The organism is Halomicrococcus pelagicus, from assembly GCF_051917725.1.
In the GTDB taxonomy this organism is placed as follows: domain Archaea; phylum Halobacteriota; class Halobacteria; order Halobacteriales; family Haladaptataceae; genus Halomicrococcus.
Genome location: NZ_JBQBLX010000010.1, coordinates 26,898 through 46,179 on the forward strand (window position 1 = coordinate 26,898; position 19,282 = coordinate 46,179).

The following is a 19,282-nucleotide window of genomic DNA, read 5'->3' on the forward strand; positions in this document are numbered from 1 at the left end:
CCGCTCCGACCACGCCGTCTACCGGCAACACTGGCAAAAACGCCGGTGCGGTGAACGTTTCGGTCGGACGCGAGCCTCGCTTGAACGATGAAACGCGGTAGGCTTTATTATACAGTAGCTAAGGAGTCAACAGCCGGAAATCCACACGTTGGGGCCACTCGGCCACGTTGCTCGCTACCACGGTCGGACTGCGAGACCGAGAAACCGAAGTTCGTCGGCGCGACCGACGAGATGGCAATCGAACGACCGGTTGCACCGTCGCCAGAGCCGGGACGACCGCCACCGCCCGCGGACGGTGTCGCGTTCAGGGCCACAGTTGAAATGTGAATTGAGCGTATACTATGCGAGATAATCGCCAGACTACGGTGGGGTAAACTCGGTACAACGGTTGGGAAAATAGAAAAAACTCACTCAAACGGAAGGAAAACCCGATGCAACGGCCGGGAGCAGCGACCCCCTTTTTTAGCTATCTACGATACTGGCATATCATGAGCGCGACAGAGAACGAAGCGGCCGTCGACGTAGCGACCGAAGAAGCCGACGAACCGAACGAGCTGACCGCCGACCAGGCGTATCATCTCCTCCAGAACGAGCGACGACGGAACGTGTTGCGGTATCTCCGTGACGTCGACGAACCGGTGGAGATGCGCGACGTCGCCGAGCAGGTGGCGGCGTGGGAGAACGACACGACGGTGGCCGCGCTCTCCTCCGACGAGCGCCAGCGCGCGTACATCCCCCTCTACCAGTCCCACCTCCCGAAACTCGACGAGGAGGGCGTCATCGACTACGACCAGAGCCGGGGTATCGTCGAGCCGACGCCGCTGGTCGAGGTGCTGAACGAGTACCTCGAACCGTCGACCGCGACGGAAGTCGACGACGACGACGAAGACGAACACGCGGGCGCGTGGGGGCGGTACTACCTCGGCGCGTCCGGCGTCGGGACGACCGTCCTGGCCGGGTCCGTGCAGGGCATCGCCCCGTTCACGGCGCTGTCGTCGACGGGTGCCGGCGTCGTCGTCCTCCTCATGTTCTGGACGCTGACACTGGGTCAGGGGCTCACCGGCCGTCGGAACGATTGACTCGCGCATCGAAGAATCGAAATAAACGTCGCCGCCTGGTTCCTGCACGTTCTCGGTCCGATAACCGCCGGAAGGCTCCCCGGTGCGGCAGTTTTGCGTTTCTCTCGCCGGACGGAATCGGAGGACGAAACGCGCACGTGTTAAAAATAATACCGTTATAGAGTGGGGATACCGACCCCAAAGGAAAAATACTCGACGGCAAAATACCAAACACAGAACGAGTTACCCGTAGAAACAGGGACCAGTCTCAAACAGATATGACTACCAGATTAGTCGCCGCGCTCGTCGTGTGTCTTCTACTGCTGTCCGCCACAGTCACACCCGTCGCCGCAGCGCCACCCGGAAACCAGCTCGTCGTCAAGGAGATATCGTACACTGGTCCCGGCGTCGTGGACGGAGAGTACAACACCACTCATCTCTGGCAGTCCAAACCGCACAATCTGAGCGTGTCCCTGTACACGGGGTCGCGGTCGGGTCCGCACCGCGTGTGCGCCGACCTGCAGGGACCGGAGAACAACTCGACATCGCTCGGCTGCCAGAGCGTGACGCTGTCACCGAACGCGAGTCGACACGTGAACTTCACGTTCGCCAACGTCACCGGCAACGTCACCGGCGACCGAACGGTCGTCGTCACGGTCAACCAGTCCGGCGAGGAGAACGACGAAGTCGTCACTCGGTCGAAAAAACCGGTCACGATTCTCCGACAGACCGGCGACCCCGACGGTGACGGACTCGTCAACAAGGACGAAGTGAAACACGGTACGAACGTCAGCAAGCGCGACACGGACAACGACGGCCTCAGCGACTACGAAGAGGTCAAAGAGTACGAGACGGACCCGCTCGACCCCGACACCGACGGCGACGGTCTCCGCGACCACGAGGAGGTGAACAAAGGGACCAACCCGCGCGTGAAAGACACCGACGACGACGGTCTCGACGACGGCAGGGAGGCGGAAATCGGGACGAACGCGTCGAACCCCGACACTGACGGCGACGGACTGACGGACCTCGCGGAGGAGAACGGGTCGACTGACCCGGCGAAGAAAGACACCGACGACGACGGGCTCGACGACTACGAGGAGACCTCCAAGTACGACACCGACCCGACCGAGGAGGACACCGACGACGACGGTCTCAACGACTCCGAGGAGATCGAGGAGTACGAGACCGACCCGCTCGACCCCGACTCCGACGACGACGGTCTCGACGACGGTACGGAGGTAGAAATCGGAACGAACCCGACGAAAGCCGACACCGATGGCGACGGGTTGAGCGACGGGTTCGAACATCGGTTCGGGACGAACCCGACCAACTCGCTGGTAACGGGCGGACTGTACCTGGTGTTGCTGGGCGTGCTCGGGGTCGTGGCGGTGCTCGTCGGGCGTTCGAACCGCGACTGGATCGCAGGGTTCCGCGACGAGGGCGACGATCCGCCTGACATCTCCTCGCAGCCGACGGCCGATTCGTCCGAAATCGTGACGGACGCGGACCGCGTGCTCGAACTCCTTCGGGAGAACGGCGGTCGACTCCCCCAGGGCGAGATAATCGAGGAGACGGACTGGTCGAAATCGAAGGTGAGCCGCCTGCTCTCGAAGATGGAGGACGACGAGCAGATCAGCAAGATAAACATCGGGCGCAAAAACATCGTCATCCTCTACGGCAACGAACCGGACGACGAACCCGTGCCGGACACCTGAGAACGACCCGTCACGACGTCGTTCGTTGTTTCTCCCGCGTGCGGACGGCGTCGCCCGGAGAATCGGGCGACGTCTCGCCGACGACGCGGCGCGAAGGCAGGCACCAGTACCGCGGCCGCCGAGGATTCGTCCGCCGCCGACGGTCGTGGTCGACGTGACGGCCGAGAGACGACAGAAAAACATGCCGTCTGCCGACTTCACCGATTCCGACGCCGTACCGGTGGTCTACCGCAGTGAAGCGAAAAGTCGGAACGTTGTTGTCTACTGTTTACAGCGAGGCTAATTGCGGCCTTAATCGGTCTATAGTAATGGGGGTAGGGTGTTACAACGGGAACAAGGGCCAGTGCCGTGTCCGAGAGGGCGTCGGCACGGCAGGAGGTACACACCCATGAAACACCCAGACACCACAGACGGACATGTGACCGCTCGTTCCGGAACGGTCCTCGCTGGAGGCGTCCTCGTACCGCATCACGAGCAGTCCACGGTCCAGCAGGAGGCAGCGTAGAATGTGCGGAATTATCGCCCGAATCGGCGAGGGCGACGCTATCACGAAACTCGTTTCCGGACTCGAGAACCTCGAGTACCGGGGATACGACTCGGCCGGCGTCGCGGTCCAGAACGGCTCCGGCATCTCCGTGTACAAACGCTCCGGGCAGGTCTCGGAGCTGAAAGACAGCCTCGTCAGCAGCGTCCCGAAGGGGAACGTGGGCATCGGCCACACGCGCTGGAGCACCCACGGCCCGCCGACGGACGAGAACGCTCACCCGCACACGAGCCAGACCGACGAGGTCGCCGTCGTTCACAACGGCATCATCGAGAACTACACGGAACTGAGAGAGAAGCTCCGCGAGGAGGGCCACGAGTTCACGAGCGACACCGACACCGAGGTCATCCCCCACCTCTTCGAGCAGTACCTCGAGGACGCTCCCGACAACGTGACGGCGTTCCGGCAGACCGTTCGTGACCTCGAAGGGAGCTACGCGGTGGCCGCGCTCGTCGACGGCGAGGACGCGATTTACGCGGCCCGGCAGGGGTCGCCGCTCATCCTCGGCCTCGACAACGGCGAGTACTACCTCGCCAGCGACGTGCCGGCGTTCCTCGACCACACGGAGGACGTGGTCTACTTCGAGGACGGCGACATGGCGATTCTCGAACCGACCGGCGTCACCATGACCGACATGGAGGGCAACCGAATCAACCGGGACGTCGAACACATCGACTGGGACCCGGAGGACGCCGGCAAGGGCGGGTACGACCACTACATGCTCAAGGAGATCAACACCCAGCCCAACGCCCTCTCGAACACCATCGAGGGACGCGTGCAGGACGGCGAGGTCAACCTCGAGGACTTCCCGCCGGGCACGTTCGACGACGTGGACGACGTCCACTTCGTCGCCTGCGGGACGAGCTACCACGCCGCCCTGTACGGTCAGCAGCTCCTGTCCGACGCGGGCATCCGCGCACAGGCGTTCCGGGCGAGCGAGTACGTCGACGCGAGCCCCGGCCCCGTCTCGGAGAACACGCTCGTCATCGCGGTCACCCAGAGCGGCGAGACGGCCGACACCCTCGGCGCGCTCAGACAGGCGAAGGCGGAGGGCGCGCAGGTCATCACGGTGACGAACGTCGTCGGATCGACCGCGGCCCGCACCGCCGACGAGGCGCTGTTCATCCGCGCCGGACCCGAAATCGGCGTGGCCGCGACGAAGACGTTCTCCTCGCAGGCGGTGACGCTGTCCCTGCTGTCGGTCCGCCTCGCCGAGGACGTCGACGGCGCGTCGCCGCCGGACGACGTCGACGAGATGCTCGAGGCGGCCTACGACCTGCCGAAGCACGTAGAGCAGGTGCTGGAGACGACCAACGCCCGAGCTATCGCGGAGAAGTACACCGACAGCGAGTCCTTCTTCTTCATCGGTCGCGGGCTGAACAACGCCGTCGCGAAGGAGGGCGCGCTGAAGTTCAAGGAGATCACCTACGAGCACGCCGAAGGGTTCGCGTCGGGCGAACTCAAGCACGGTCCGCTCGCGCTGGTGACGCCGGACACGCCCGTGTTCGCGGTGTTCAGCGGCGACGGTGACGGGAAGACGATGAAGAACGCCGAGGAGGCACAGGCCCGCGGTGCGCCCATCGTCGCGGTGGCCAGCGCCGACCACGACGTGATCGACATCGCCGACTCCCACCTCCAGATTCCGGAGACCCACCCGGTGTGGGCCGGCCTCCTCGCCAACGTCCAGCTCCAGCTCGTGTCGTACTACGCGGCGCGACTGCTCGACCGCCCCATCGACAAGCCGCGAAACCTCGCCAAGAGCGTCACAGTCGAGTAGCGGTCACGGGTCTGGGTTCGCTTTTCGGAGCCGCCCTTCAGACGCGCGAGCGTGTAGCAACGCCAGCGCGGCGAACGCCGCGGCGGTTGCGAGAGCGAGCGGAACGACGAGTCCCCGCTCGACCGTCCACGCGAGCACCGTGACGGCGACGCTGGTAGTCGCGAGAGCAAGATACCGACCGCTCCAGTCGAGAGCCTCGTTCATCGTCGGGACGTCACACGAGCAGGTCATTATTATCCGGTCGCTAAGACCGCGGCGGTCGGTAACGACCCAAACGGCCGAAAATTATTACTTTACTAAGCTTTTAGAAATAAATCCGTCCCGTCGCCGTGGCATCGCCGTCGGGACGTCTGTCATCCACCCGTTCTGCCCCGTCGAGCCCCACCAGCGTCGAGCGACGTGGGGCCTCGCTCTCCTTCCGTCGACGTCCCGATTCGCGGAGCGACTGCTGGATTCGGCGGCGAAGTTCCGGGGTGACTTGAAAGGGCGGCACGAGAAGCCCCGGTTTACACGTAACTACGGAGCGACGGATTACGCGGGAGGAGAGTGGGATGAATGACTTCGAACCGATGGTCACGCGCACCAGCGACGGGAACGAGAGAACCGACTCCGAACCGCCGGCCGAGGCGTGGCGCGAAGAGTGGTCCCGGTCGACCGCAGTCGACGCGCCGGCGTCGCTGAATCGCGTGTTGTCGGTCCTGTCCCATCACGACCGGCGTCAGGCGCTGTACTACCTCCACGAGTGCGGCGACGACGCGTCGCTCTCGAGGCTCGTTCGGCACGTCGTCGCCCGGCAGACGAACGGCGATCTGGCGTCGGTTCCCGACGAGACCTTCGAGCGGACGCACCGGTCGTTCCGGGAGACCCACCTCCCGAAGCTCGCACTGGTCGGTCTCGTGGACTACGACGTCGAGGAAGACTGGGTCGCCCTCTCGGGGAACGCGGACGTCGTCCCGAACGCGTTCCTCGACCACCTGCTAGAGCTAACCGCGAGCGCGGAGCGGCCGGACGGGACGACCGCGGTCGACTGCGACGCGGGCCGGTGAGAGTGAACGGTCGCTACGTCCGGTAGTCCTCGACGAACGAGACGGCGGTGTCGAACACCTCGTCGGCCGTCTCGGGATCGCGGGCCTCCGCCGCGATGCGGACGAGCGGCTGGGTGCCGCTGGCGCGGATGAGGAACCAGCCCTCGTCGAGCGTGACGCGGACGCCGTCGACCGTGTTGGCGTCGTCGTAGCGCTCGGTCACCGCGTCGCCCAGTCGGGACATCAGTCCGGTCTTGTCGTCGGTCTCGACGTTCGTCCGGCGGATGGGGTACTCACCGACGTCGGCCGCCAGTTCCGACAGCGGCCCCTCGTTCGCGACGAGTTCCGCGAGCCGACACGCCGCGAGCGAGCCGTCCGGACAGAGCGTCTGGTCGGGCCATATCCACGCGCCGGACTGCTCGCCGCCGAAGACGACGTTCGATTCGGTCGCGCGCTCCGCGACGTACACGTCGCCGACCTGCGTGCGCTCGACGGTCGCGTCACGCTCGGCGAGCACGTCCTCGACGATGAGGCTGGTGTCGACCGGCGTGGCGACGGCGTCGCCCGGGCCGGCGCGCTGGCGGGCGAAGAGGGTCAGAAGGACGTCGCCCGAGCAGAACTCGCCGTTCTCGTCGACGGCCATCATGCGGTCGGCGTCGCCGTCGTGGGCGATGCCGATGTCCGCGTCGGTGGCCGCGACGTGTGCACACAGCGACTCGCAGTTCTCCGCGGTCGGTTCGCTGGGACGGGCGGGAAACCGACCGTCCGGCTGTGCGTTCAGCGTCTCCACGTCACAGCCGAGTTCGTACAGCGCGTCCGCGGTGACCTCACCGGCCCCGTTGCCCACGTCCACGACGACCGAGAGGTCGAGGTCGCCGGCGACAGTGTCGACGAGCGTCTCCACGTGGCGTTCGGCCGCACCGTCCCAGTGCGTCTCCGTCCCCGAAGCGTCCCACCCCGCGAGGTCGAAGTCCTCCGCCTCGACGGCGCGCGTTATCTCCTCGCGCTGGTCGGCGTCGAACGCCTGGCCCGACCGGTTCCAGAGCTTGATGCCGTTGTCCTCCGGCGGGTTGTGCGAGGCCGTCACGGCGACGCCGGCGTCGGCGTCCCGCCACGCGACGCTCCGGGCGACCGTCGGCGTCGCCGCGAGACCGAGTCGTACCACGTCCGCCCCACACTCCCGGACGCCGGCCGAGAGGGCGTCCGCGAGGAACTGCCCGCTTCCCCGGGGGTCGCGGCCGACGACGACGCGCTCGGCACCCGTCGAGGCGAGCGCACGACCGACTGAGAGGGCGAGGTCCGCCGTGACGAGTTCACCGACCGGTCCACGGACACCGCTGGTTCCGAACATGGTTCAGTCTCACTCCGGGAGCGGAGAAAAGGGTTCGCTTTCGGCGAAAACCGTACGAAAGAACGGTTAGGGGACCGGGCGGTCACCCGGAGTCGTCGAACGACAGCGACTCGACGCTCTCCTCGGAGATGCCGAGGTCAAGCAGGCGTCGACGCAATCGCTGCCGGTCGTCCGTCGAGAGCACGAATGGGCCGTCCGTACCGGAGTCCATCGTCCGAACGCTGGCGCGGTCGGCGAGCGCTGCATACTCGTCTGCGATGAGTTCGGCCTCCAGTTTCGGCACGGACCGGGGGACCTGGGGCGTCCTCGTCTTTCCTGACATCGTTCGCAGGACCTCACGGACGGCCCATAAGTGTATCTCACGCAGAAGGACCTGTTTTTCTTCGGTTTCCGAGCGCGGTTGCTGTATCCGGTCGCTCCCGCTATTTCGCCCGGTCAATCGTCGAAACGCGGAGGAGTGGTGCGTCGTCGAAACGAGAGAGCGGCGTGTCGTCGCGGACGTCCCGACACGGCTGGCGGAGCGTACGGGGTAAAGTTTCATAACGGCGAGATGCGTTCGATGAGACACGTCGACGGGTCGACCACTCGCGAGAGACGACGATGGTACGAGAACCGACCGAAAGCGAGGACGAACGGGCCGTCTCGCCAGCCGTCGGTGTCGTCCTGCTGCTCGCGGTCGCCGTCGTCATCGCGGTCACCATCGGCGCCTACGTGACGGGGTACGGGGGGACGCTGCGCGGGAAGGCGGACCAGGTCGACGTCAGGTTCGACGAGAAGGGGATGGACGACGTCGACGTGCAGTTGACCGACACCGGGCCGGTCGAGAACGCGAGCAACGTGAGCGTCACCAGCGAGCGCTGTCGAGTCGGCGGTACCGTCGGCGGTACCGAGCGTTTCAGCAACGTCGGTGACGTCGTCAGCGTCACCAGCTGTCCGAACGGGGCCACGATAACCGTCAGGGTGGCCATCGAGGGCGAACAGTACGTCGTCAGCGAGCAGGACGGAACCTAGCGTCGTCTCCGGCGTGGCGTGGAGTCGGGGACGTCCTTCGAGGCAGGGTCACCGCCTCGCTGTCCGGAGGACCGACGGCGAGCCTCACGGACGCAGCCGCGGCGTTCGTTCCGGGTCGTCGCCCGGGGCGACCGGACGGCCACGACTGTTTTGATACTGCACGTCGACTCTGGTGCGACCCATGAGTCAGTACGAAACGGACGTGCTCGTCAGCGCCGACTGGGTCGAAGACCACCTGGACGCGTTCCAGAGCGACGACCCCGACTACCGCATCGTGGAGGTGAACAGCCCCGAATCGCCGGACGAGGACTTCCCGTCGCGCTACGAACAGGGCCACGTCCCGGGCGCGATCGGGATGCAGTGGGACGAGGACCTCTCGGACGAGACCGAGCGCGACATCCTGAAGAAGGAGGGATTCGAGCGCGTGGTCGGCGACGCCGGAATCGACGAGGAGTCGACCGTCGTCTTCTACGGCGACGGCTGGATCGCGAACTGGTTCGCGCTGTTCGCCTACTGGGAGTTCAAGTACTACGGCCACGAGGACGCCCGCGTCCTCGACGGCGGGAAGGACTACTGGGTGAACGAGGACTACCCCCTGACCGAGGACGTGCCGGAGTTCCCGACCCAGGAGTACGATGCCCGCGGGCCGTTCGAGAGCATCCGGGCGTACCGCGACGACGTCGAGATGGCGATGGAGAGCGGGCTTCCGCTCGTCGACGTTCGCTCGCCCGAGGAGTTCACGGGCGAGAAGATAGCCCCCGCGGAGCTACAGGAGACCGCCCAGCGCGGCGGTCACGTCCCGGGCGCGAGCAACGTTCCGGTCGCGGACGTTCTGAACGACGACGGGACGTTCAAGTCCGCCGACGAACTCCGGGAACTCTACTCCGACCACGGGGTCGACGGCGAGGAGTCGGTCATCACCTACTGCCGGGTCGGCGAACGCTCGTCCATCGAGTGGTTCGTACTCCACGACCTGCTCGGGTTCGACGACGTGCGAAACTACGACGGCTCGTGGACCGAGTGGGGGAATCTCGTCCGCGCGCCTATCGAGACCGGTAGCGGGGAGTGACGCCGAGCGTGTTGTCGGGCCGCCGGGTCGGAGAGCTACTGCTCGATCTGGGGGCCGTCCTCGGGCATCTGGACGTCCTTCAGCGGTTCCGTGACGCGGAACACCATCGCGCCCTCGTTCTCGTACACCAGCTTGTACCGGGTCGAGTCGACGAGGCTGTCGCGCATCCACGGCTGCTGGTAGGTGTCGACGCCCCGGACCGTGTAGTGGCCCTTCGGCACGTAGACGTAGTCGGGGTTGACGTCGTTCTCGATCATCCCCTCGGAGAGGCAGGCCATGCCGGGACAGCGCGAGAGGCTCTTGTACAGTTGCAGGTGGTGGCGGTACGGCTGGTGGCCCTCCCACTCGACGCCCCACGGCCCGACGAGGATGGCCCGGTCGGTCAGCAGCGGGAACCACTCCGCGGCGTCGCCGAGGACGACGAAGTCGGCGTTCGACTTCGTGTTGTCCTCGATCCAGTGCATCGCGGCCTCGTCGTCCTCGTCGATGAAGGCGGGCTGGCTGTTACTTCCCTGGTGGGAGTGTAACATTCCGGCGGCGAACGCGCCGCCGACCGCGGTCGAGAGGATCGCGAGCACGAGCACGACGACCATCGGAGCCGACCCCCTGTATCGGGACGACCACCCGCGAACGCGGGGAACGACGACCTCGAAGACGAACACGGACGCCATCATCGCCCCGGCGGGGAACTGGAAGCGGGTCTTCCCGAGCATGAACGCCGCGGACACTAGCCACAGCGGGAGGAAGACGCGCCGCTTCGCGAGCAGGTAGGCTCCGCCGGCGAACGAGCCGAGGAAGAACATCAGCGGGAGGTCGAGGTCGAGGGGGTAGACGAGCTGCCCGAACAGCCGCTTGAACCCGCCGCCGATGCCGGTGTGGGTTCCGGACGCGGCGGTGAACACGCCGATGCCGTGCGTGGCGATGATCTGGGTCCACCACGGAGAGGCCAGCAGGAGTCCGCCCACGGCGACGGCCGCGCCGTTCATCAGCCCCGACACCGACCGGGAGAAGCAGGCGTACATGACGAGATACGTCGTCCCGAAGAAGACGGTGTAGACCGGATGCGTGAGGATCGTCAGACCGAACAGCACCGTCGACGGGATGAGCCACGTCCGGTTGCCGGTCTGGAACAGCTTCAGGCCGGTGTACGCGCCGGTAATCGTGAACAGGAACGCCGGCGCGCGGACGACGCCGCCGGCCGAGAGGTGCCACTGGAGCGCCGGGGGCGTCACCGCCAGTAGCATCGTGGCGAAGCCGGCCCGGGGCGTCGTCTGGAGTACCTCGCGCGCCAGGTAGTAGAACGGTAGCAGGTACAGCACGACGACGAACCCGGGCAGGAGGCGACTGAGCGTGATGGGGTCGACGCCCGTCAGGTCCATCAACACCGCCGAGACGTAGTACATCAGCGGCGGGTAGCCGAACGGTACGCCGTCGGCAGTGTATTCCGGTATCCTCGTCGGCAACGCGTACCCGTGTGCGCTGATTTCCTGGGCGATCTGGAGGTACAGGCCGGCACCGTAGGCCGGATACGGATGCGTCGTCAGATAGATCGCGTACACCAGCAGTCCGGTCGCGATCGCGGTCGCGAGCCAGACGCGCTCGTCGTCGGCGAGATCGAGCAGCCTCGAGACGACGTTCCGGCGTTCGTGCTCGTTGACTCTATGTGACATCTGGTGTCACCTCGGCGTCGATACTCCGCTCGTCGATGCGTACCGGGCGTCGGTACGTCCACTCGTAGTTCCTGTCATCGGTTGGTCAGTGTCCGTCATCGGTTGCGTCTGCGTGCTGGCATCGGTCGTCCGTGTCGGCCGGGTCGCGTGGCATCGACCGCGGCCGACGTGTCCATCCCGAGTACGTCGACGTTCCAGACGAGGGTCGAGTCGCGTGCGACGGCGTTCCGTCGGACGCGTGTGGCAGGGACCTATCATCGTTTCCGTTCGACGTGAATCGTCCACGGGACCGACAGAGACCGTTCCGACCAGCGCCACTCGGTGATGGCCCAGGCGAGCGAGCCCAGGACGGCCACCGCGAGCGCGGCCAGTTCCGTCGGCCCCATCCAGGCCGGGAGGACGTACATGAGCGCGTTCATGTATCGTCCCGGGACGATATCCTTTATACCTACCCAGATACTTCCAGCAATACCTTTTTTCTGGTTGTCGCCGACCTGGCGACCGCCGTCGGAGTCGCCCGTCTGCTTCGACCCGAGTCCGAGCGACTTCGCACTCTGGCCGCCCGTACTCTCGTCGCCCGTCCCGAGGCGTTCGGCCTCGTAGGGGAACGCGATGTCGACCGACCAGACGACCTCGCCCTGGTCGTTCAGTTCGAAGACGCGATCGCCGTTCGAGTCGGTGACGAGCGTGTTGCCGTTCGGCAGGCGGTCGGCGTCGCGAGGCCACTGCGTCTGGGAGTCCTGCCACGTCCACGACCGGTTCCAGGAGCCGTTCTCGCGCTGGTACTCGACGACTCGATTGTTCTCGGAGTCGCCGACGAGGACGGCCGGACCGCCGTTCTCGGCGGGGATGTAGTCCGGATTGTGCTGCTCGTAGAGGACGTCGTGGTTGTCGTCCGAACCGAGCGTCCAGTTCTTCACGAGGCCAGTCTGTCGGTCGAGGAAGACGACCTGGTCGTGGTTGCGGACGCTGACCATGATGCGGCCGTCCTGGACCACCTCGACGTCGTTGATGTGCGTCCAGTCCTCGGGGTACGGACCGCCGCTCGTCCGGGGGTCGAACGCCTGCTGGGCCTCCCACGACCACTCGACGACCCCGGTCGTCGTGTTGACGACGAACGCCCGGTCCTGGGCGATGTCGGCGACCACGTACTGGGTGTCGTTGAGGCGGTCACCGTCGTGCCACCGCGTCGAGTGTTTGCCCGGCGTGATGCGACTGAAGATCGGCGTCACTTCGCCAGTCGAGAGGTTCACCCGCTCGATACCGTTGCGAGTACACACCTCCTGTCCGCACTCGGATTTGCTGATATGGTCGGCGTAGAAGTACTCGACCGTGGCGCGAGTGCCGTTCACGTGGTCGGCGTCCCAGTAGCGCGTGTGGCTGTCGTTGTAGTAGAGGACCGTTCCGTTCGGATTGAACGCGACGAGTTCCGCACGCGACCGCGGGCCGTCGCCCGCTTTCCCCATCCACGTGTTCGAGTCCGTCGCGACGACCGTGATGCCGTCGCGAGGCTCGGCCACCTGCTTTCCGCCGCCCTCGGAGATGTTCGCCTGGCGGAGCCGCTGGTCGGTCTGTCCCACCGAGGAACTGGCCGCTCCGTTCGCCAGTCCAAGAAGCGAGAGGACGATAAGTGAGACGAAGGCGATGCGACAGAGCTTCTTGGAGGGCATCCTCTATCTCAATATAGACCTACCCACTTTTTATTATCTCGTCTCTAACCCGCTCTGAGCCGTGTGAACGGTTCTGAACGACGGTCTGAACTGTTCCTGCCGTGGTGAAACCCCCGTGCTTGGCGCAAATCGTCGAAAATCAGCGAGATGGCGTTCGAAGTCCCGACGACCGTCGTGGCGTTCGTCGAGTACCAACGTCCGCCGTCTGGTCCGTCCTGCTGTCGCCTTCCATGGTGTATGATAACGATTAGCGTTTAGACACACACACCATGTTTCCAGTGAAATGGGGAAATGGAGGGGGTGGGTGGAGGGGAAACGGGGGTCAGGAAAACAAGAGAGGGAGAAAACGAGAGGGGAAATGAGAAGGGAAGTCGAGGGCGAGAAAAATCGAGGAAGAGAACGTCGAGACAGCAGAGAAGTCGATATAGTGGGGAAGTCGAGGACAAGGAAAGTCGAGGCAGTGGAGAAGCCGAGACAGTGGAGACGTCCAGGCAGGAGGAATCGAAGGGGAAAAGGCGGTCGAGGCGTCGAACCAGGTCCGAGCCGTCAGATTAGGCTCGGGCCATCGAATCGGACAGGCTTTTCACTGGAAACACGGTGTGTCGCCGTCCACGGGTCGAAAGCTCCGTTCCTGACCATCTACCCCTGAGAGGTCGAGCGCCGTCTCACGTCGTGTTCTCCCGGAGAAATCACCGTTGTGTTCTCCAGCGAACCCACCGTCGTGTCTTTTCTCTAGAACTGGTCGTCTCGGAGTGGATCGTGCCACCGTCGAGGGTTTCACTGGAAAGACGGTGTCCGATAGCTCCTGAATTCCGCCCACGGAACAGAACGCGCAGATATTCACCGGAAACGAGGTGTGTCCTCACTGGAAACGAGGTGTACCGATGTGGACGCGATTCTCCTCTCCCGCGTTTTCCTCTCCGCCCTGGTCCTGTGGAGACGGAGACACCACGTTTCCAGTGAAAACCGACAGAGAGGCAGCACCCGAAGAACCGGCAACCTTCATTTCGGGTGGAACATCCCGCGGCTTAGCCGCGGGATTTCTTTTAATTCCGGTCTATTCAATGGACTATAGACGTTTATACTACTTAAAATAAACGGATAGGAGCTGGGCTGGACAGCCAATACTCCCCATTTCCACCCCCACCCACCCACCTCCTACTCCCTCTTTCACTGGAAACACGGTGTGTGTCTCACGACTCTCTCAACTCACCCAGTACCTAACTCTCGACTCCGTCGACTCTTTCGAGACTTCTGTCGCTCGGCACTTTCGACCGACTCGCCACTTTCGACCGGCTCGCCACTTTGGGCTCTCTTCGTCTCCTCTTCTATCCTGGCCCGCTTTTCGACTGGTTCCAGCGCCTCGTCGCCGTCATCCGTATCTCCCGTTTCCATCGCCTCTCCCCGCAACAGTAAAGGGATTTCACTGGAAACGTGGTGTCTATGAGCGACGCCGACTCGGACGAACTGTTCTCCCGCGAGGACCTCATCTTCGCCAAGAAGGAGCTCCTCGAAATCAATCATCTCCCCGACCACGGACGAATCGTGGGACGCGACGACGAGATTTCGGCGCTCGCGAACGCACTCAACCCGGCGCTGTTCAACCAATCCCCGAGCAACGTCCTCCTGTACGGCAAGACCGGCACCGGTAAATCGCTCTGCGCGAAGCACGTCTCCCGTCGGCTCGTCGACGAAGCAGACGAGGAGGGCGTCTCGGTCGGCGTCGCCTACGTCGACTGCGCCCAGGACAGCACCGAGACCCAGGCGGTCCAGACCATCGCCAGCGGGACGAACACCGCCGACACCGACATCTCGATTCCGGACAAGGGAATCTCGACCTCGACGTACTACAAACGACTCTGGCGCATTCTCGACGGGGAGTACGACGTAGTCATCGTCATCCTGGACGAGATCGACAAACTGGAGAACGACGACATTCTCATGCAACTTTCGCGCGCGGGCGAGGCCGGAAAGCTCGAACGCTGCAAGCTCGGCGTCATCGGCATCAGCAACAAGATCAAGTACAAGGACCGGATGGACGAACGGGTGAAATCGAGCCTCTGCGAGCGCGAGTTCGTCTTTCCGCCGTACGACGCCAACCAGTTGCGTTCGATAATGGAGGCGCGTAGCGACGCCTTCCGCGAGGGCGTGCTCGAACCAGGAACCATCCCGCTCGCCGCCGCCCAGGCCGCCCAGGAGCACGGCGACGCCCGGAAGGCCATCGACATCCTCCGGTACGCGGGTGAACTCGCGCAGACTGAGAACGCCGCGACCGTCCGCGAGGAGTACGTGAAGAAGGCCCGCGAGCGCGCGGAGAACGACCGCTTCCGCGAACTCATCCGCGGCGCGACGCCCCACTCGAAGTACGCGCTCCAGGCGCTCGCCATCCTCTCGCTGGACAACGACGAGGACGCCTTCCGGACGACTCGCGTCTACGAGGTGTACGAACAGGTCTGTCGCCAGATGGACAGCGACCCCCTTTCCACGCGACGCGTCCGGGACCTGCTCCGCGAGCAGGCGTTTCTCGACGTTATCGAGCAGACGCGCCAGAGCGGTGGGAGTGCAGAGGGAAGCTACACCGAGCACCGCCTGCTCGAAGATCCCCAGGTCGTCAAGAACGTCCTCGTCTCCGAGACGTAGCCTCACTCGTCGAGCCACGTCTCACGGCACGCGTCACAGCAGAATACCCGGATACAGAGATCGGCTTCACCCTCGTCGGCGACGACGGGGTGCCAACTGCTCGTATCGATTTCGCAACCACAGGCCGAGCAGACGTCTTCCGTAGTCTGTCCCACAGATGGCACCTCGGTACTATAACGAATTTCGGCCAACGAATCGAGACGACTGAAGCCGCGAGAAGCGAATGAGAGCGTACCGGTCGGGTCCTCGGCGTTCGACTGCGCCTTCTCGCTCGGTTCCAGCCGACGGTGGCCGGTTACTGCCTCGTCGTTGGGGAAGCGTCTCGTCGAGACGGTCACGACTCACGCGGTCATCTCCTCCCCGCGGCACGCCCCGCAGGAGCCTCTCCGACGAAGCGAAGGTCCACGCTCGGCCCCGACCAGGGGCTCGTAGAGTACCGCTTCGCCCCGATTCGAGAGCACGAACGGCTCGACGAACCGGACGACGACTGCCAGCGCGACGCTGGAGGTGCTCGTCGACGGCACGATACGGGCCGACGAGACGTACATCTAACATCTCAAGATAGTTCGGAGTCGCAGTCTTTCTCGACCCCGAGTGTCGCACCGATGAGCTGTTCGGTGTCCCGACGCAGTCGCTGCGAGATCGCCGACGTCGAGATGTCGAGTTCACGGGCGAGTTCGTTCTGGGAGATTCGGCGGGGAATCTCGTAGTAGCCGTACTTGTACGCTATTCGGAGGAGCTGTTTCTGCTTCTCGGTGAGGCCGACCACGTCCGTCCCCTCCCAGTCGTTCGCGTTCCCGAGCTGGTTGACGCGGAAGGTCACGTCGCTGTCGAGACAGTAATCGCGGAACGACACCAGCGCCTCCCGGTTCGAGAGCTGCATCTGGACGACCCACCCCCCGTCGGAGCTTTGGACGTCGATGATACGTGCGTCGAGTTCCGGACAGCGTGGCGCGAGCAGTTCGACGTCGGTGACTGGCCGAACGCGGTAGACGCGGCGGTTCTCGTGGCTCTCGACCAGCGTCGGTTCCGCGACGGTGTGGTCGTGCTGGAGGGCGCGCTCGAACGCGTCGAACGACTCGCCAGCGACGGAGATGAACAGATGACACGGCGTGGTCGCCGTCAGGTTCTCGGTCGTGACGGTCACGTCGGACGTGGCTTCCAACGTGGGAACGAGCAGGAGTTCGGGACCGGAGAGATGGACTTCGGCGACGATGTCGTAGAGGTCGGTCGCGATGCTGGTACTGGCACTGCCGGCTCCGTCGGACGCTGTCGGCGATGGCTCTTCTAGAGGGCCGTCGGCAGACGATTTGTTTGTGGCATTGTTGGATTCTCCGCTCATTACATTGATTATACTCGGCGGCTCGTGCATTATGGTTGTAGCTAGATGTGTAACCCCCTCAGCGACCGGGCGCTATACATATAAACCGGGCCACGAGTTGACGTACGACGTCTCGGGTGGGACTGCACGCGGCTTTACCGTCGGCGCGCTGGTCGCGCAGTCGGCGAGACCGCTTCCCTTTCGTCGTCTTTCGATATAGCGTCGCGATATTTATCGGATTCTCACTGCCATCGCGATCCTATCGTGGCTGTCACGGACTTTGGATTTCCCCGCCGCGAGAAGATGCGAACTCGCTGACGGCCTTGCCACCGGGGGTTCCCCACTTCCGATTATCGCCGTAAGCAGAAGTGGAGGTCTGCATCCTCTATCCGCGAAAATCGCAAGCAAGCGTCGGGATATCTCGGGAATAAACTGAAAGACGCTATACGAAATACCTCGACGTCGATACGGCGGGTTAGGCCCGGGGTTGGGCGTCGTTCCGTCGTGACGAAGCAGAATGGTCGGCGTCTCCGTCGACCCGGCAAATCGAGTCAGTCCGCGCTCGCGGGAACTGCGGTGGCGTCCTCGGCGTCCATCTCCGACGCTAAGCCGTCGGCCAGCGCGATGACGGCCTCCTTGTGATCGGTCTTGGAGTGGTGGATAGAAGTCGGGTGGGTGTCCAGCGATTCGTACGACGAGAGATCGAGCGTCGCGTCGATTCGGTTCTCGTGTCGGTCGCGTACTTCCGACAGCAGGCCGTGAAGATGGATGAGTTCCTGTTTTTTCATCCCAACGACAGCTACTAACTCGACAGTTATAGTATTACTTTGAGGAACATTCTCTTGCATGCCCGCGCGACCGGCCGAAGCCGCTCTCGGTCGTCGACGTTCGGAACGACGGTGGCCCGACCGCGGTCCGCGACGACGCCGACGGGCCGGGCGCGAGCGGACCGACACAGGCGGTTCCGTCATCGTCCCTGCCGACGGAACGCACTCGCCGGGAGTCACGCGAGCGACGCGAGCGTGACGTCGGTGAGGGAACGAACGACTGCCGGGAGCGAAGCGACCAGCAGGAAGTGAGTGGACTCGCCGGGAAGAGGGTTCTTCTCGGCGGTCGTTTTATCGTCACGGGCGTCGAACGGAGCACATGCTCGCTCCGAGACGACAGTTCTGGCTCGGTATCGCGCTGCTCGTAGCGGGTGCCGTAATCCTCTTCGGCAGCATCGCGCCCGGTCTCACCTCCTCGCCGTTCTTCCTCGCGCTCGGCGTGCTCGTGCTCGCTGCCGGTACGCTACTGGTCGCAGTCGCGCGGCGGGGACGTCCCGTCTAACGGCCACCCGACTTACCTGAGTTCCCTCCCTCGTGCATACGATGGTCGAACTTCACGACGAAGTCATCGCGAAGGCGAACGACCGGGGCGAGATGATGTCTGCGGCCGACTTCCTCCGGTTCATCGAGGAGTACCATCACGAGGGCGGGCCGGGCGTCCCGCGGGAACTCGTCGAGGCATACGCCGAGCGACTGGCAGACCAGGAGCGGGCGTCGTTCGACGCGGACGCGCTCGTGGGTAGCGTCGACGAACGCCTGACGGACGACGAGACTTGGACGAAAGACGCCCTCTACGCGGTCGGTGCCGACCGCATCAGCACCTGCCCGCTCCGATGGCACGAAGAACTGCAGGGGACGACCGACCTCTCTGAGTTCGTCGCGGTGATGCAGAAGGGGGTCGACATGCCGGATCGAGCTCCCGGCGTGCGTCGCGAACAGGTGCTCGACGCGGCCACCGTCATCGCCGGGATTGACCGCGAGACCGCGAGGGAGCGACTGCAGGCACAGCGACGCGACGGCAACGTCGCCTCCAAGGCCGGTCAGAGCCGAAACGCCAACGTGTACGTTCCCGACGAAGAGGGCTGGGAATCGGCCGAGACGAAAGAGGACGTCGCGGAGCAAAACGAAGGAGCGGGCGCAGCCGGGTCGGACGGGAGAGAGGGAGCGGACGTCGAAACGGACGACGAGAGGGACGCCGAGACGGCGGCCGACGAGGCCGTGTCGGAGGCCGCCGCGAGCGGGAACGAAGCAGGGTCGAACGCCGAAGCCTCGACGGGGAGGGACGAGACGTCCGACATCGAGGACGAACCGGCGACGATGCCGGACGAGGAGGAGGAACCGGCGACGACTCCACGAGTCGATGACGACGATGGAGAGCCGTCGTCGGATTCGACGGGCGACGACGAACGCGACGCGTGACGCCTTCGGGATGATCTGGCCGAGGTGCGTCGCCTCGTCCGACTGGTGAAGGTAGCCCCCGCGAGCACTGACGGTTTTACCATCCGAACTGGTTTTGACGGGTCGTCCGTCTCGCAGCTGTGTTGGTCTCGACGGGCTCGTTCGCTCGTCGCCTCCCACCGTCGCCGGGAATGGTCAGTTCG

The 19,282-nt window shown here is 64.5% G+C and carries 17 protein-coding genes; 9 read left to right on the plus strand and 8 right to left on the minus strand.

Going from position 1 to position 19,282, the window contains the following annotated elements; all coding sequences use genetic code 11:
• Window positions 1-488: 488 nt before the first annotated feature.
• The 3 genes from ACTF4R_RS20795 to glmS all read left to right on the plus strand — a co-directional run bounded on the left by ACTF4R_RS20795 (window position 489) and on the right by glmS (window position 5,097).
• The gene (locus tag ACTF4R_RS20795) at window positions 489-1,079 is read left to right on the plus strand and encodes a DUF7344 domain-containing protein (RefSeq protein WP_440010500.1); all 591 of its coding nucleotides are present in this window, start codon (window positions 489-491) and stop codon (window positions 1,077-1,079) included.
• A 257-nt stretch (window positions 1,080-1,336) separates the two neighbouring features.
• Window positions 1,337-2,776 (plus strand): helix-turn-helix transcriptional regulator, encoded by a 1,440-nt coding sequence (locus tag ACTF4R_RS20800; RefSeq protein ID WP_440010501.1) that lies wholly within the window; start codon window positions 1,337-1,339, stop codon window positions 2,774-2,776.
• 506 nt (window positions 2,777-3,282) lie between these two features.
• Entirely contained in the window at window positions 3,283-5,097 is a 1,815-nt protein-coding gene (glmS, locus tag ACTF4R_RS20805; protein ID WP_440010502.1) for a glutamine--fructose-6-phosphate transaminase (isomerizing), read from the plus strand.
• A gap of 3 nt (window positions 5,098-5,100) precedes the next feature.
• Here glmS and ACTF4R_RS20810 read toward each other — a convergent pair whose 3' ends face one another.
• Window positions 5,101-5,301, minus strand: a complete 201-nt coding sequence (locus tag ACTF4R_RS20810) for a hypothetical protein (RefSeq protein WP_440010503.1) — start codon at window positions 5,299-5,301, stop codon at window positions 5,101-5,103.
• 347 nt (window positions 5,302-5,648) lie between these two features.
• Here ACTF4R_RS20810 and ACTF4R_RS20815 point away from each other — a divergent pair, with 347 nt between their 5' ends.
• On the plus strand, window positions 5,649-6,143 hold the full coding sequence (locus ACTF4R_RS20815; protein ID WP_440010504.1) for a DUF7344 domain-containing protein: 495 nt from the start codon (window positions 5,649-5,651) through the stop codon (window positions 6,141-6,143).
• Between the two features lie 13 nt (window positions 6,144-6,156).
• Here ACTF4R_RS20815 and glmM read toward each other — a convergent pair whose 3' ends face one another.
• A complete protein-coding gene (glmM, locus tag ACTF4R_RS20820; RefSeq protein ID WP_440010506.1) occupies window positions 6,157-7,473 on the minus strand; it encodes a phosphoglucosamine mutase in 1,317 nt (438 codons plus the stop codon).
• Between the two features lie 82 nt (window positions 7,474-7,555).
• Window positions 7,556-7,795 (minus strand): hypothetical protein, encoded by a 240-nt coding sequence (locus tag ACTF4R_RS20825; protein WP_440010508.1) that lies wholly within the window; start codon window positions 7,793-7,795, stop codon window positions 7,556-7,558.
• A 278-nt stretch (window positions 7,796-8,073) separates the two neighbouring features.
• Between ACTF4R_RS20825 and ACTF4R_RS20830 the strand changes: the two genes are divergently transcribed.
• Entirely contained in the window at window positions 8,074-8,484 is a 411-nt protein-coding gene (locus tag ACTF4R_RS20830) for an archaellin/type IV pilin N-terminal domain-containing protein (RefSeq protein WP_440010509.1), read from the plus strand.
• A gap of 181 nt (window positions 8,485-8,665) precedes the next feature.
• A complete protein-coding gene (locus ACTF4R_RS20835) occupies window positions 8,666-9,553 on the plus strand; it encodes a sulfurtransferase (protein ID WP_440010511.1) in 888 nt (295 codons plus the stop codon).
• 35 nt (window positions 9,554-9,588) lie between these two features.
• On the opposite strand, the gene ACTF4R_RS20840 is transcribed toward ACTF4R_RS20835, so the two are convergent.
• Both ACTF4R_RS20840 and ACTF4R_RS20845 read right to left on the minus strand, forming a co-directional pair.
• Complete coding sequence (locus tag ACTF4R_RS20840; RefSeq protein ID WP_440010513.1) at window positions 9,589-11,223, minus strand: ArnT family glycosyltransferase; 1,635 nt, start codon at window positions 11,221-11,223, stop codon at window positions 9,589-9,591.
• Window positions 11,224-11,477: 254 nt separating this feature from the next.
• Window positions 11,478-12,893 (minus strand): aryl-sulfate sulfotransferase, encoded by a 1,416-nt coding sequence (locus ACTF4R_RS20845; RefSeq protein ID WP_440010515.1) that lies wholly within the window; start codon window positions 12,891-12,893, stop codon window positions 11,478-11,480.
• A gap of 1,443 nt (window positions 12,894-14,336) precedes the next feature.
• Between ACTF4R_RS20845 and ACTF4R_RS20850 the strand changes: the two genes are divergently transcribed.
• On the plus strand, window positions 14,337-15,533 hold the full coding sequence (locus ACTF4R_RS20850) for an orc1/cdc6 family replication initiation protein (protein WP_440010516.1): 1,197 nt from the start codon (window positions 14,337-14,339) through the stop codon (window positions 15,531-15,533).
• Window positions 15,534-15,874: 341 nt separating this feature from the next.
• Here the strand turns inward: ACTF4R_RS20850 and ACTF4R_RS20855 are convergent, their stop codons facing one another.
• The 3 genes from ACTF4R_RS20855 to ACTF4R_RS20865 form a co-directional block, all read right to left on the minus strand.
• Window positions 15,875-16,081, minus strand: a complete 207-nt coding sequence (locus tag ACTF4R_RS20855) for a hypothetical protein (protein WP_440010518.1) — start codon at window positions 16,079-16,081, stop codon at window positions 15,875-15,877.
• 8 nt (window positions 16,082-16,089) lie between these two features.
• On the minus strand, window positions 16,090-16,875 hold the full coding sequence (locus ACTF4R_RS20860; protein WP_440010520.1) for a helix-turn-helix domain-containing protein: 786 nt from the start codon (window positions 16,873-16,875) through the stop codon (window positions 16,090-16,092).
• Window positions 16,876-17,405: 530 nt separating this feature from the next.
• Entirely contained in the window at window positions 17,406-17,642 is a 237-nt protein-coding gene (locus tag ACTF4R_RS20865; RefSeq protein WP_440010522.1) for a UPF0058 family protein, read from the minus strand.
• A gap of 358 nt (window positions 17,643-18,000) precedes the next feature.
• Between ACTF4R_RS20865 and ACTF4R_RS20870 the strand changes: the two genes are divergently transcribed.
• Window positions 18,001-18,183 (plus strand): hypothetical protein, encoded by a 183-nt coding sequence (locus ACTF4R_RS20870; protein WP_440010523.1) that lies wholly within the window; start codon window positions 18,001-18,003, stop codon window positions 18,181-18,183.
• 41 nt (window positions 18,184-18,224) lie between these two features.
• On the plus strand, window positions 18,225-19,100 hold the full coding sequence (locus tag ACTF4R_RS20875; protein ID WP_440010524.1) for an ICP22 family protein: 876 nt from the start codon (window positions 18,225-18,227) through the stop codon (window positions 19,098-19,100).
• Window positions 19,101-19,282 lie beyond the last annotated feature (182 nt).

Coding starts and splice junctions, on each gene's coding strand:
- ACTF4R_RS20795 (WP_440010500.1), top strand. CDS start 489: ATGAGCGCGACAGAGAACGAAGCGGCCGTCGACGTAGCGACCGAAGAA.
- ACTF4R_RS20800 (WP_440010501.1), top strand. CDS start 1,337: ATGACTACCAGATTAGTCGCCGCGCTCGTCGTGTGTCTTCTACTGCTG.
- glmS (WP_440010502.1), top strand. CDS start 3,283: ATGTGCGGAATTATCGCCCGAATCGGCGAGGGCGACGCTATCACGAAA.
- ACTF4R_RS20810 (WP_440010503.1), bottom strand. CDS start 5,301: ATGAACGAGGCTCTCGACTGGAGCGGTCGGTATCTTGCTCTCGCGACT.
- ACTF4R_RS20815 (WP_440010504.1), top strand. CDS start 5,649: ATGAATGACTTCGAACCGATGGTCACGCGCACCAGCGACGGGAACGAG.
- glmM (WP_440010506.1), bottom strand. CDS start 7,473: ATGTTCGGAACCAGCGGTGTCCGTGGACCGGTCGGTGAACTCGTCACG.
- ACTF4R_RS20825 (WP_440010508.1), bottom strand. CDS start 7,795: ATGTCAGGAAAGACGAGGACGCCCCAGGTCCCCCGGTCCGTGCCGAAA.
- ACTF4R_RS20830 (WP_440010509.1), top strand. CDS start 8,074: ATGGTACGAGAACCGACCGAAAGCGAGGACGAACGGGCCGTCTCGCCA.
- ACTF4R_RS20835 (WP_440010511.1), top strand. CDS start 8,666: ATGAGTCAGTACGAAACGGACGTGCTCGTCAGCGCCGACTGGGTCGAA.
- ACTF4R_RS20840 (WP_440010513.1), bottom strand. CDS start 11,223: ATGTCACATAGAGTCAACGAGCACGAACGCCGGAACGTCGTCTCGAGG.
- ACTF4R_RS20845 (WP_440010515.1), bottom strand. CDS start 12,893: ATGCCCTCCAAGAAGCTCTGTCGCATCGCCTTCGTCTCACTTATCGTC.
- ACTF4R_RS20850 (WP_440010516.1), top strand. CDS start 14,337: ATGAGCGACGCCGACTCGGACGAACTGTTCTCCCGCGAGGACCTCATC.
- ACTF4R_RS20855 (WP_440010518.1), bottom strand. CDS start 16,081: ATGTACGTCTCGTCGGCCCGTATCGTGCCGTCGACGAGCACCTCCAGC.
- ACTF4R_RS20860 (WP_440010520.1), bottom strand. CDS start 16,875: ATGAGCGGAGAATCCAACAATGCCACAAACAAATCGTCTGCCGACGGC.
- ACTF4R_RS20865 (WP_440010522.1), bottom strand. CDS start 17,642: ATGAAAAAACAGGAACTCATCCATCTTCACGGCCTGCTGTCGGAAGTA.
- ACTF4R_RS20870 (WP_440010523.1), top strand. CDS start 18,001: ATGCTCGCTCCGAGACGACAGTTCTGGCTCGGTATCGCGCTGCTCGTA.
- ACTF4R_RS20875 (WP_440010524.1), top strand. CDS start 18,225: ATGGTCGAACTTCACGACGAAGTCATCGCGAAGGCGAACGACCGGGGC.